Raw genomic sequence first — 12,941 nt, 5'->3', positions numbered from 1 at the left:
GGCGATGCCCTCGGTCAGGACCGCTCCGTCACCCGCTGTCCGGGAACGTCGCGCGCATGCTCTGACGGCTGAATCATCCTCCGGGAGCCATCTCCGTCTGCCGGCAGCGACTTTGCTGGTGCTTGCTCCGTCCGAGACCGGCGGAACTTCTTAGACACCATCCCGGGACCAGAGTTGGAGCGTCTCTCCTGTGTGTAGTAACCGTAGTCATAGGCGTCTGCACCTTTGGCCGGTACCCGGTTGAGCACAACTCCTAGGAGGTTTGCTTCGACCAAGCGAAGACTGGAGAGTGACTTTTCGAGATCGTGCCGCTTTATTTTCTGGACACCCGCCACAAGCACAACCCCTCCAACATGCTGGGAGAGAACTGCGGCGTCGGTGACGGGCAACAGTGGTGGCGCATCGATGATCACTGTGTCAAAGGCATCTCCCAGTCGCAGGATCAGATGCTGCATCTCTGTGGATCCAAGCAGTTCGCTGGGGTTTGGGGGGATTTGCCCGGAAGTTAGGACGTAGAGGTTGTTCTCACCCCATGGCTGCAGCAAGTCATTGACATCTGCCGCTCCGACGAGGGCTGTAGTAAGCCCGGCATTGCGCTCAAGACCCAAGTATTCATTCACCATTGGACGGCGCAGGTCGGCATCGACGAGGCAGACCGTGCGTCCCGCCTGTGCGAGGGCGATGGCCAGGTTTGCGGCAGTTGTGCTCTTGCCCTCTCCTGGAAGGGACGACGTGATGAGTACGGTGTTGGCCGTCCCAGTGACGTTGGCAAACTGCAGATTCGTTCGTAGCTGCCTGAATGCTTCGGCTCTCGGGCTTTGGGGCGCACTTTGGGTCACCAAGGGTTGTTTCTCAGCGTCCTGATCAAAGGAGATGGCGCCAAGGAGGGGGCTATCTGTGACCTGGCGGAGGTCGTCCTCATTCCGTATCCGAGCGTCCAGAGTGGTCCGCAGCAGGGCAACACCGAGTCCGAGCACAGTCCCCATCAATGTGCCGAGAATGAGGTCGAGACGGGTATTTGGAGCAGAAGGGTAGAGAGGAGCGATGGCTGGCTTTATGACCGAAAGGCTTACCGGCGAAGTGCCCCCGGCTTTTGGCTTTTCAAGCATGTCCACTGCTTTTATAAGGCTGTTCGCGACTGCTTCGGCGATAGCGGAAGCTTGAACAGGGGAGCTATCATCGACGGCAATGCTTATCAGGACAGTATTGACATCAGTGCCGGCCGTCACCTTGCCTGCCAACTCGTCGGCTGTGACGTCTAACCCCAGTGCGTCAATAACAGGCTGCAGAACCACAGGCGAATCGACGGTCTTGACATAGGACTGGACGCGCGCCTGAGTGAAAGTGTTTCCTTGCTGCAATTCCTGGATCGTACCCGAGCCTTGAATTGCAACGAACAACTGCGTTTCTGCTGTGTATGTAGGTTTCGAGAGAAGAGATGCTGCACCCCCCACGAGCAGACCTGCAAGTGCCAACGCAACAATGACCATCCAGTTGCGGCGCAAGATCCGCAAGTAGTCGCGCAAGTCCAAGCCTAATTCCCCCTGAATAGATGACCGTCGGCTCTGCCAGCCATCCAGGCAGCCCTTTCGCGGATTTCTCGATTATACCTGCAGTACAGAGGTCAAGATGAGGGTGCCAAAGGGCCAGCCACTATGCTTCGAGTTTGGCGCGGCGTGTAGCAGCTGCGACGCTTCCTGCACCCAGAGCCATAGCTCCGATGCCGGCTGCACCCCACAGGAGCATCAGGGTGGTGACTCCCGTGTTCCCGGAATCGATGTTGGCCGGCCCTGCATTAGTGGACGCGCCTGCCGCCTTCGAGCGATGTCCAGGATCCTGGATTGCCTGGGCGGTGGTCATGCCGGCAAAGCTAAGTGAGCCGGCAAGGATGAGCGCTGAGACGACTTCCTTCAACTGTGTTTCCCCCAAAAAAGCGTGCTGCGGATGCCTTGGTCCAGCCCAGGTGTCGACTCCCGATTGCGGCTGCTGTCGGCGTCAGAGAGCGTTTGGTGCTGAGACCTTTGCTACATTATTGAATTCGTTATTAATCATATCGATCCGCCGCGCAGCGAATTCACATGAGATGCAGCTTCTGCGCAGGATCAGCACAAATTTGAGACAAGAGCACCATGAGGTTTGGCGGCCCAGGATTTACTGCGACGGTGAACTGGGTATTGGCAGAGGTTTACCCCGGAAGCACTCTGGCCGTTTAGTAGGCGCCGTGGCGGGAAATGACGGCACGGAAAGTCTGGAATAAAATTGAAATATCCACCAGTAAGGACCAGTTTTCCACGTAGAAGAGGTCCAGTCGGACCGCTTCTTCCCAGGTCAGCAGCGATCTGCCGCTGACCTGCCACAAGCCCGTCAGTCCGGGGCGAACCAGCAGCCTCCTGTGCACATGGGCTTCGTAAAGGGCCACTTCGCTGGCAAGTGGCGGACGAGGACCGACCAGGCTCATGGATCCTCCCACAACGTTGAAGAGCTGCGGCAGCTCATCCAGGCTGTAGCGCCGAATGAAGCGCCCTAACCGCGTCACCCGGGGGTCTTCTTTCAGTTTAAAGAGCACAGTATTACCCTCATTTCGGCTGCGGAGAAGCTCCAGTTGGTGCTCGGCGTCGACCACCATGGAGCGAAACTTGAGCATGCGAAACGGTTCTCCGCACGTGCCGATCCGCTCCTGCCGAAAAAGTACCGGCCCTTCACTGTCGAGCTTTACCAGTACGGCAAGTACGACAAGAAGTGGGGAAAGAATCAGAATCAATGTGGTTCCCGCGACGAGATCGAACGTTCGCTTGAGGAGACGCTGCCCGGCTTCGAGATTCGGGGTGGATACATGGATGAGCGGCAATCCCGCTACAGGCTGTGTGTGGATGCGCGGACCTGCCACGTCCGTCAGGGCGGGTGCCATGATCATTCGCAGATTAAGGTCGGCGACAGCCCACCCGAGGGCCCGGATTGTGCCGGGCGGCAGATGGATGCCGCTGGAAAGAGCGACGGCGTCGGGTTCGCACGCTGCAATGGCTTCGAGGATTGCATCCAGGCTTGGATCGTTCCCAAGGACGGGCAGGCCCAGGCCTTCAGGAACTTTATCGTCCACCTGGAAACCGGGCAGGTAAGCGGCTACCGGAAGATAGCCGGCTGTCGGCTGGCTCAATAACGTCTGCGTCAGATGCTTCACGCTCTCGGCATCTCCCAGGATAAGGACCCTCGATGCGCTCTTGCCGGTCAGCCGTTCAACATGCAGCAGCTTGCGCACTAGATACCGGCAGATCACCAGGCTCAGCACGCCCACAGGGAATGCCAGCCCTACATAACCGCGCGCAGTATCAAACTGGAATGAATAGGAGAGGATTGCAACAATGCCGAATAACCACAGGGAAGCGGTAACCACCCGTTTATACTCTTCGACTCCATAGCCGAGGATTTTCGTGTCCCGGCTTCCCCAGAGGGAGAGCATGCTCCACCAGGCAGCAGCAAGGGCGAGGGACAGAAGCATATAGGGCTGGCCGGGACCGCTGATCAGTGCGTCACCTTCAGGAGATCCGAAGCGCAGCAAAAGGGCTCCCGCCGTTGCCCATACCACGATACAGCCGTCAACGACCGCAAGGCGGCGGGCGTAACGGCTCCGCCATTCATTCGCTCCTTCTTCCACCATGGACCCCCCAATATCCCCAATGGCTGCCAGCGGGTATCCGTTCCCGCCTTAGAGTGCCCGGCTCTGCAAGCGCTCTTCAACCTCGATATCGCCTGCCTTTTGGCGGCGCCTGTTGCGGGAAGCACTGGAGGAGCGACTGTTTCCCTTCACCGTTGCAGGTTCATAGCTGTAGTAGTTGTAGGCGTAGGCGTCTGGCCCCTTGGCCGGCAGGAAGTTCAACACGACTCCGAGCAAATCGGCCTCAACCATTTCGAGGGAGCTCAGTGATTTCTGCAGGTCCGGAAGTTTGACTTTAGAGGAGCCAACCATCAGGATCACTCCACCGACCTGTTGGGCAAGAACTGCGGCGTCAGTAACGGGAAGGAGGGGCGGAGCGTCGATAATGACCGTGTCGAAGTCTTCCTCAAGCCTGGTTATGAGTTCTTTCATCGCGTTGGAACCCAAAAGTTCACTCGGATTGTGAGGCACCCTTCCGGACGTCAGAACGTACAGTTCATGCTCCCCCCAGTGCTGAAGCAAATCATCAACATCCGTTTCGCCGAGTAGTGCCGTGGTCAATCCGGCGTTCCGTTCAAGCCCCAGATACTCGTCCACCCGCGGTCTCCGGAGATCCGCATCCACCAGGGCAACGCGCTGCCCCGACTGGGCTATAGCGAGAGCCAAGTTGGCCGCCGTCGTGCTTTTTCCTTCGCCCGGCCGGGAGGAAGTCACCAAAACTGCTTTCGAATGGTGACTGACATGGGCGAACCTGAGGTTCGTGCGAAGCTGCCGGAAAGACTCGGCCCGCGGCCCTTGCGCTGATCCCTGCGTGAGCAGCGGTTTCCTCACTGCATCCGAGTCGAAGGTGATTCCGCCAAGAACCGGGGCGTCGGTTATCTTGCGCACGTCCGATTCCCCCCTGACCTTTGTGTCTGCGAAATTTCGCAGCAAGGCGAGGCCTGCCCCCAGCGCCAGCCCTATAACGGTGCCCAACGCAATGTTTAGCCGGTTATTCGGTGCGGAGGGGGACATGGGCACGGTGGCGGGCATGACTACGGACAGCTTGACCTGGGAGGAACCTCCTTGGACGGGGCTTTCGAGCTCGTCAATGACCTTGATCAGGCTTTCTCCCACCGCTCGAGCAATGGCGGAAGCCCGGGCCGGAGAGGTATCCGTGGCGGTTATGGAAAGTATGACTGTATTGGCGCCCGCGGTCGCTGTGACCTTGCTGCTGAGCTCAGCCACTGTGACGCCGTCGCCCAGCCCCCCTGCTGCGGGCTCCAGCACAGCAGGGGTTGTGGCCGTCTCCACGTAGGATGCCACCCGCGCTTGAATGAAGCTGTTGCTCTGCTGCAGATCTTGCACGGAGCCGGAATTCTGGGTGGCGACAAAAAGTTTGGTTTGCGAGGTATAGGTGGGTTTGATGCTCAGGGAAACGGCAGCCGCCACGATGGCTCCGAGGAGGGTGAAGGCTGCAATCAGGATCCAGTTGCGGCGTACAATGCGGATATAGTCGCTGAATTCCACGTGAGGACCTTTCTTACCGCATTTCAAATGCCCGCCACACATCGACAGGTTACTCCGTTGATTCTATCGTTTGGGCTTGATGTCGCTAGTGTGACGTATGGTGCGGGGCTAGACTCAGTTAAATACGGTGTCGACCGGGCGTTTCGCTTCGATGTGGACTGCTAATAACGGAATTGAGCGCCCTTGGGGGGACAGAAATGATCGTAAGTTGTGATTGGCGTCTTATTGCCAGGCGGCCGCGTCCGTGACGGATAGATTTGCGGACCCCGCGGTCACTGTCGTAATTCCCCATTATGGGGATGCCGAACCGACACAGGCCTTGGTAAAAGCTCTTCTTAACCAAGAAGGCGCTGGAGTGTTGCAACTTGTTGTTGTTGACGACTGCTCCCCTCTGCCCTTTCCGGAAACGGAAGGCGTGACCCTAGTGCGACGGCAGGTTAACGGCGGATTCGGGACAGCTGTTAATTCCGGGGCCGCGCTGGCAGATCACTCTCTAATCCTCATTCTGAACAGCGATCTCGAGATCGGACCCGGTTTTGTTTCAGACCTTGTACACGCCGCTGCTCCATGGCAGCCCGCCGTCGTGAGTCCGCAGGTGGTGGGCCACAACGGTAAGCCGCAATGGGTAGGGAGGCACTTTCCAACCATCCGGCATCAGGTAACAGAGTGGCTCACACCCCTTGCCCGATGGCGCCACCTTCCGCTGCTGCACGAAGCCGTGGGGCACGACACCCGGTGCAGGGACGGTGCCATGGTTCCGGTGGATTGGGTCGTGGGCGCAGCCATGCTGATTCCCAGGGATGAATTCCGGGTTGTGGGTGGATTCGATGAGGGTTTCTTCATGAACTCGGAGGAAGTGGACCTGCAGCGCCGGCTCCGGGAGCACGGAATTCCGTCTGTATTTGCCGGCACTGTGTGCGTCAGGCACGAGGGTGGGGGCTCGTCTGACCCTGACCGGCGACGGCAGTGGCTGGTCAAGTCACGAATGAGGTATGCGGAAAAATGGGGAAACCCGCAGGTACTTCGCTTGGCTCTGAGGATGGCCTCAGCCATTAATTTTGGTTTCAATCTAGTTAGGCAAGCGGCCGGGCGTGATGTGAATGCGTTGAAGAACTTCCGGCGAGAGCTGTCCTACCTACGGGTGGAAGGCTGATGGGCCCGGCCAGGACCCTGACGGAGGGCCCGCCGTCCCTTCGCTGGAAAATTGCGAAACTGATCACGAACGTCATTTACCGAAGGGCCTTCTGGGCCATAGGCGATGGTACTGTCATCGTGCGGCCCCTGGTGCTACGGGGTGTTGAGCGGATTTCTTTGGGTTCCCGCTGTGCTGTTTATGAAGGCGCCTGGCTGGCGGCGGAGGGTGGAGGCGCTCTCAGCGTCGGTGATGATGTGTATCTCGGACATGACGTACACCTGCATGCAGTCGATGACATAACCATCGGTTCAAAGAGCATGATCGCTGACGGGTCCTATGTAGGATCCGGCATGCACCCAAGCCACGATTTGGGCACGGTCTATGGCACAGGACCCATCAGCATCGGACGCAACTGCTTCATTGGCCAGCGGGCTGTCGTTCTGGGTGGGGTGACTATTGGTGACGGGGCCGTCGTTGGCGCAGGGTCGGTGGTAACCCGGGACATTCCTGCTGGCGCCACGGCAGCCGGCGTGCCTGCAAGAATCCTGCCGAAAACTCCAACAGGGCAGTCCGCGAGGTCAGGAGAAGCTACATCATGAGGATACTGATCACGGGTGGGGCCGGGTTCATTGGCCAGCACCTGGCCGCCAAGCTTGTGTCACAGGGCCACTCTGTTACCGCCCTGGACACGTTGGACGACCAGGTACACCAGAACGCGAAGCAAGCTCAGCAGCGTTTCCCCGGGGAGGTCGTTCGCGCCGACGTGGCGAATAGCGCAACTTGGGTTGGGCTGTGTCCCCACGACGCTGTCATCCACCTCGCCGCGGAAACGGGAACGGCCCAGTCAATGTATGAGCAGGACCATTACTGGCGGGTCAATGTCGATGGCACCCAGTTTGCTGCCGAAGCCGCTGTCCGCTGGAGTGTTCCGATCATCTCTCTAAGCTCCCGGGCAGTGTATGGGGAAGGACGCCGGCTGGCGGACGGCGAGGAACTGCCGGCCGGGATTGATGGCGGCGTTGACGGCACCCTGGTTCCATCGGCGGAAGACGACGAGCACCGCCCGGTCTCGGTCTATGGAGAGACGAAATCCCAAGCGGAAAATGTCCTGGCTGCAACAGCTGCAGATAAGATCCCGGTGACTATCATCAGGCCTCAGAACGTCATCGGACGCGGCCAAGCGTTGCATAATCCGTACACGGGCGTACTGGCGGCTTTCCTTGCCCGCCTCAAGGACAAATTGCCGCTGATCGTGTACGGCGACGGCACACAGACCCGTGATTTTGTGCACGTTGAGGACCTCGTGTCGCTCATCGCTTGGAGCCTCGAGTACCCGGCTTCCGTGCAGGAGGGACCCCGTATCCTCAACTGCGGATCCGGGCGCCGAACGACCCTGAAGGAGCTCGCTCTGTTTGCCATCCAGGCGTCTCCGGTTGATGTTCCGCTCGAGCACGCCGAGATCAGACGTGCCGGGGACATTGACCATGCATGCGCAGATCTGCGGCGCCTCAAGTCAATCGGCGCGCCGATGCCCCGCTGGTCGACCAAGGAGGCAGTCGCAGACTTCATTAGGTCCTCATGGGACAAGGGCGGGGCCAGCTCGGAAGCGTGGGACGCCGCGTTGCAGGAACTCAAGGCCCGGGGCCTGACGGAATGACTGCACAACGAATCCTCTTGGTGAGCCCTGGATTTCATGGCTACTGGGCAGCTATTAGCCGGGCGCTCGAATCCAAGGGTCATGAAGTGACTGTCCACTGTTACGACCAGCCCGGACCCTTCGTTGAGCGTCTTGGAAACAAGATTCTCCACGAAATGCCCGAAAGGTTGAGACCACAGCGGGCCGAGGATCATATGACCAGGCGCGCTGTGGCTGCATTGAAAGAAGTCCGGCCGAGCGTCGTTGTCGTTGTGAAAGGTGACCAGCTCGGTGCGGACTGGTGGCAAATGTTGGATGAGGAGCGCCTCCCGCGCGTGACCTGGCTGTATGACGAGCTTCGACGCATGCGCTACACGCCAGAGCAAGTGCAGTCAATCGGGCCCATCGCCAGCTACAGCTCTCAGGATACAAAGGAACTGGCCCGGCTCGGCGTCAATGTCCAGCATCTGCCCTTGGCTTACGACAGCACCGTATCGGTTCCGCGAATGGCTGAGGAGCATGTGTCGTTTATCGGCGCCAGGTATGGGTCGCGTGAGCGGCTGCTTCGGCGACTGGCGGCATCCGGAGTTCCCGTCCGGGCCTACGGCCGTACTTGGTCGCGCCATCCGTATGACGTTCTGCGCACCCACCAATTTTCCAACCCTGGCATTCCCGCCGGTCGGGACCTTGCGCGCAGCCGCGCCTACGGGGTCATGAAAGCATCGCCGGCTACGCTCAATATCCACGGCGACCAGGACGGCTTTACCATGCGAACTTTTGAAGCGGCGGGCGTCGGCGCACTGCAGATTCTTGATCGCAGGGATGTAGATGCTTTCTATGAGATCGGCAGCGAGGTGCTGGTCTTCGATTCAGACGATGAATTGGTGGACCTTTGCAAGCGCGCGATGAGGGACCCTAAGTGGTCCGAGGCAATTCGAAGCGGCGGATGGCGGCGGACCCAGGCCGAACATACCTTCGTTCACCGAATCGCAGCCTTGGAGGCCCAATGGGGTTGAACCATCCACGCGACTTGGAAGCTTGGAAGGATTGGCAGCGACGGAGGAGCCTCATTCAGCAACTTCGGTTCCGCAGAGCCGGGGGCTCGGAATTCGTGCCAGTGCTGGCCGTGCGCGGATCGAAGCCGCTGCTCTTGGTGGCGCTGGATGCTGCTAAACCGACGTCTATTGCATCACTGGTGCGGCCCCTCGAATTCATGGACACATCCTCCGTCGCGGTTCTGGCACCGTCCGATGTCCGGAGTCAGCTTCCCGGTGGTCCATGGGCCGATGTCCCAGTCAACGATGATGTGCTCTACGAACAACTTGCCGAGGTGGGCGCTGTCCTAGCCACGGGGCATTTCCTGCCGATCGGGTCCTTGGCTCATAGATGGTCGCGGCAGCTAAGGGCGACCTTCTTTGTGGCGCAGCACGGTCTGATGACGCCGCACGCGCCACCGTTGCCTGAAAATGGGCGCCTGCTGGCCTTTTCGAAAGCCGACGCCGACTTCTGGCGGTCCGGCCGCACGGACGTCTCCGCCGAGGTGGTGGGTTCCCAACTACTCTGGCAGGCGCAGAACCAGCCAGTTGGCGGTGTCGACCCGGACTCGGAACCCGTGTACTTGGGACAGCTTCACGGTGCAGAATTGCCCCGGCGGGGACTTGCACGCGCAGCGATTCAGTTCTGTAAATCAACGGGGGCCGTTTACCGCCCCCACCCCTCGGAAACTGATAAGTTGTCGCGTTTTCAACACGCACTGTGGGAACGCCGAGGCGTGCGGATCGATCATTCTGGTGTGCCGCTTACACACTTGACCGCTCCGGTTGCTTCTGCGTTTTCCACCGGTGTGCTGGAGGCAGCGGCTCGGGGAATTCCCGCTTGGGTCAGCTATCCCTCGCCACCTGCCTGGCTGGAGGAATTCTGGGAGCGGTACGGCCTGTCCCGATGGGGTAGCGCCCCTACGCCGCCCCCTCCGCAGCCCAAAAAAGAACCCGCTCAGGCCATCGCCCGCATCATCGACAACTTCCTAGGAGTTCCCTCGTGACCATCCTCTGTGTGATCCCTGTGCGCGGCGGATCAAAAGGCGTGCCGCGCAAAAACATCCGCTCAGTGGCAGGCAAGCCGCTGGTCAATTGGACCATCGAACAGGCGCTGGCAGCTAGGAGCGGGCTGGACGTCCTGGTTTCCACTGACGATCCGGAAATTGCTGAGATCGCGCGCACAGCTGGCGCGGATGTGCCCTTTCTGAGGCCAGCCGAGCTGGCGCAGGACGAAACGGCGACAGAGCCAGTGGTGCAGCACGCCATTGAATACCGCACTGCGGAAGGGCGCCGGCCGGATGCTGTACTGCTCCTGCAGGCGACATCGCCGGTGAGGCTCCCGGACACCCTGGACCGTGCTGTTGCCCAGTTCAGTGAAACCGGAGTTGATTCCCTTGTGGGTGTGGTGCCCCAGACGCCGTTCTTGTGGACGATGGGCGAACACCCCCAGGCCCAGTATGACGTTGCGAACAGGCCGCGGCGCCAGGACCTGAGAGATGACGATTACCGTTACCGCGAAACAGGGTCCCTTTATCTGACCAAAACCGAGATTTATGAGCGGCATTCCAACCGGCTTGGAGGCCGGATCGGTCTCTTCATCATGGACGAGGACGAAGGCGTGGACGTTGACACCGAGCTGGACCTTTCGGTAGCCGAACATCAGTTACTCCGCGCGGCGGCGTCTCGCGTCGTAGAACAGGATGCCCGCCGATGATCATCGAACGGAATACTCTGCCCTACATCGTCTTCTCGGAGGATCCTGTCCTCACGGGACTGCAGAAGATCACAGCCAATCAGGAACGCATCGTTTTCTGTGTCGATGAGCACGGCGTACTACAGGGATCATTTTCCGACGGCGATTTCCGGCGTTGGATCGTCGAAAACCCTGGCGCTGACCTCAACGTGTCGTGCCTGACCGTTGCCAACAAACTGGTCAAGTCCGCGGCGTATGGCTCCAGCCCTGCCGACCTGTCCGCGCTGATGCCTCATAATATTACCCATCTGCCACTCCTTGATGCCCGAGGGCACCTGCGGGCAATCGCTGTGGATCGCAGTGACGTGTTGCGGATCGGGCGCCATGAAATCGGTCCCGAACACCCCGCCTTTCTGATTGCGGAAATCGGCAACAACCATAACGGGTCTGTTGACTTGGCCAAGCGGCTCGTTGACCTGGCCAGTGATGCGGGTGCGGATGCCGTGAAGTTCCAGCTGCGGAATATGGAGGCCTTGTACCGGCAGGCGGGCAGCAGTTCGCTTGGTGAGGATCTCGGTACCCAATACACACTGGACCTCCTTTCGAGGTTTTCCCTTCCGGCTGAGGAGTTGTTCACCGTCTTCGACCATTGCCTCGAGCGTGGCATCGATGTCCTCTGCACACCCTGGGACTCTTCCAGCATCCAGTCACTTGTGGACTATGGGCTGCCGGCACTGAAGATCGCCTCAGCCGACCTGACCAACCATGAACTGCTTCAGGACGCGGCCAGCCGTGGTGTCCCACTGATCGCCAGCACCGGAATGTCCCGTGAGGACGAGATCCGGGAGAGCGCCCAGCTGCTTCGCTCAGCTGGTGCGGCCTTTGCACTGCTGCACACACAGTCCACTTACCCCGCCCCCTTCAAGGACGTCAACCTGGCGTATATGGACCGCTTGGCCGAAATTGGACAGTGCGTGGTGGGCTACTCCGGGCACGAGCGCGGCTACCACATCCCGGTTGCCGCCGTTGCGCGCGGGGCCAAGATCATCGAAAAGCACTTCACGGTGGACACCACCATGGAAGGCAACGACCATACTGTCTCACTGCTGCCGGAGGAGTTCGCGCAGATGGTCAGGCGCGTCCGGGAAGTCGAAGAGTCCATCGGGGACAAGGTGCCGCGGACTGTGTCCACCGGCGAAATGATGAACCGCATCAACCTCGCGAAGTCCCTTGTTGCCGCGCGACCGGTAGCCAAGGGACAGGTCATAGTCGCCGAGGATGTCGCCGTGAAAAGTCCGGGGCGGGGGCTGCAGCCGAATGCCCTGCCTCTTCTCTTAGGACGGACGTCTCCCCGGGACATAGTGAAGGGAGACTTTTTTTACGAAGGAGACCTGCGCGACAAGGCACCGAGGGGCCGGGACTTTAGCTTCCGGCGTCCTTGGGGGCTGCCTGTCCGCTATCACGACTACCAGGCCCTGATTCAGGATGGCACTCCGGATTTCCTCGAGTTCCACTTCTCCTACAAGGATCTGGAGATCGATCCGGAAGCGGTATTCATGAAGCCGCTGGACATGGGGTTCACCACCCACTTGCCGGATCTTTTCTCCGGCGATTTCCTCGTTGACCTTGCCGCAGAGGACAAAGATCACTGGGAACGGTCCATCGCCGAGGTGCAAAGGACTATTGACATTTCACGATCCCTTACCAAGTGGTTCACCCGCGAGGAGGAACCGGTGGTGGTGGTGACCATGGGGGGGTTTACCAAGGACCGGCACCTGATCGCGGTGGAGCGTCCGCCCAAATACGAGCGGATTGCGCAAGCCCTCAAGAGGCTCGATACCGGAGGTGTGCGCATTGCAGCCCAGACCCTGCCCCCGTACCCCTGGCTGATGGGAGGGCAGCAGTTCCATAACCTGTTCCTGGATCCCACGGACACCGCTGAATTTGCTGAGGAAACCGGCATAAGGCTCTGTCTTGACGTGTCCCACACCAAGCTCGCGGCGAACTTCCTCGGCATTCCCTTCTCGGAGGCCGTGGACGCCCTGGCGCCGCACACCATACACCTGCACATGGTTGACGCCACCGGAGTGGACGGCGAAGGTGTGCAGGTGGGTGAAGGTGAGGTCGACTTTGCAGCGCTGGCGCAGCAACTTGACCGGCTCTGCCCGGATGCGGGCTTTATCCCGGAGATATGGCAGGGGCACGTCAACGACGGGGCTGGTTTCTGGACAGCGCTTGAACGGCTCGAGGCATGGTACTGAGCAACGGGGGAACGACAG

At 59.8% G+C, this 12,941-nt stretch carries 11 protein-coding genes; 7 read left to right on the top strand and 4 right to left on the bottom strand.

The window, feature by feature from the left end:
* Window positions 1-14: 14 nt before the first annotated feature.
* The 4 genes from J7E80_RS01430 to J7E80_RS01415 form a co-directional block, all read right to left on the bottom strand.
* A complete protein-coding gene (locus tag J7E80_RS01430; RefSeq protein WP_215049694.1) occupies window positions 15-1,532 on the bottom strand; it encodes a polysaccharide biosynthesis tyrosine autokinase in 1,518 nt (505 codons plus the stop codon).
* Between the two features lie 121 nt (window positions 1,533-1,653).
* The gene (locus tag J7E80_RS01425; protein ID WP_215049693.1) at window positions 1,654-1,914 is read right to left on the bottom strand and encodes a hypothetical protein; all 261 of its coding nucleotides are present in this window, start codon (window positions 1,912-1,914) and stop codon (window positions 1,654-1,656) included.
* 295 nt (window positions 1,915-2,209) lie between these two features.
* Window positions 2,210-3,655, bottom strand: a complete 1,446-nt coding sequence (locus tag J7E80_RS01420; protein ID WP_215049692.1) for a sugar transferase — start codon at window positions 3,653-3,655, stop codon at window positions 2,210-2,212.
* Between the two features lie 48 nt (window positions 3,656-3,703).
* Entirely contained in the window at window positions 3,704-5,161 is a 1,458-nt protein-coding gene (locus J7E80_RS01415; protein ID WP_215049691.1) for a polysaccharide biosynthesis tyrosine autokinase, read from the bottom strand.
* A 244-nt stretch (window positions 5,162-5,405) separates the two neighbouring features.
* Here J7E80_RS01415 and J7E80_RS01410 point away from each other — a divergent pair, with 244 nt between their 5' ends.
* From J7E80_RS01410 to J7E80_RS01380, 7 genes are all read left to right on the top strand, one after another.
* The gene (locus J7E80_RS01410; RefSeq protein ID WP_215049690.1) at window positions 5,406-6,314 is read left to right on the top strand and encodes a glycosyltransferase family 2 protein; all 909 of its coding nucleotides are present in this window, start codon (window positions 5,406-5,408) and stop codon (window positions 6,312-6,314) included.
* Window positions 6,315-6,613: 299 nt separating this feature from the next.
* The gene (locus J7E80_RS23565) at window positions 6,614-6,895 is read left to right on the top strand and encodes a DapH/DapD/GlmU-related protein (protein WP_311380736.1); all 282 of its coding nucleotides are present in this window, start codon (window positions 6,614-6,616) and stop codon (window positions 6,893-6,895) included.
* On the top strand, window positions 6,892-7,953 hold the full coding sequence (locus J7E80_RS01400) for an NAD(P)-dependent oxidoreductase (RefSeq protein ID WP_215049688.1): 1,062 nt from the start codon (window positions 6,892-6,894) through the stop codon (window positions 7,951-7,953). Before J7E80_RS23565 ends, J7E80_RS01400 begins: the two co-directional genes overlap by 4 nt.
* 209 nt (window positions 7,954-8,162) lie before the next feature.
* On the top strand, window positions 8,163-8,948 hold the full coding sequence (locus tag J7E80_RS01395; protein WP_311380735.1) for a glycosyltransferase: 786 nt from the start codon (window positions 8,163-8,165) through the stop codon (window positions 8,946-8,948).
* Window positions 8,939-9,973: an RNA-binding protein gene (locus J7E80_RS01390; RefSeq protein ID WP_215049686.1), complete on the top strand. Its 1,035-nt coding sequence runs from the start codon at window positions 8,939-8,941 to the stop codon at window positions 9,971-9,973. The genes J7E80_RS01395 and J7E80_RS01390 overlap by 10 nt, the downstream gene beginning before the upstream one ends.
* Window positions 9,970-10,683: a cytidylyltransferase domain-containing protein gene (locus J7E80_RS01385; protein ID WP_215049685.1), complete on the top strand. Its 714-nt coding sequence runs from the start codon at window positions 9,970-9,972 to the stop codon at window positions 10,681-10,683. Before J7E80_RS01390 ends, J7E80_RS01385 begins: the two co-directional genes overlap by 4 nt.
* Entirely contained in the window at window positions 10,680-12,923 is a 2,244-nt protein-coding gene (locus J7E80_RS01380) for an N-acetylneuraminate synthase family protein (protein ID WP_215049684.1), read from the top strand. The genes J7E80_RS01385 and J7E80_RS01380 overlap by 4 nt, the downstream gene beginning before the upstream one ends.
* Window positions 12,924-12,941 lie beyond the last annotated feature (18 nt).

It is taken from the genome of Arthrobacter sp. ISL-28, assembly GCF_018613875.1.
Taxonomy (GTDB): Bacteria; Actinomycetota; Actinomycetes; order Actinomycetales; family Micrococcaceae; genus Arthrobacter.
Note: the sequence above shows the minus strand (reverse complement) of the source record. Positions and strands in the feature narration are given on the sequence as shown.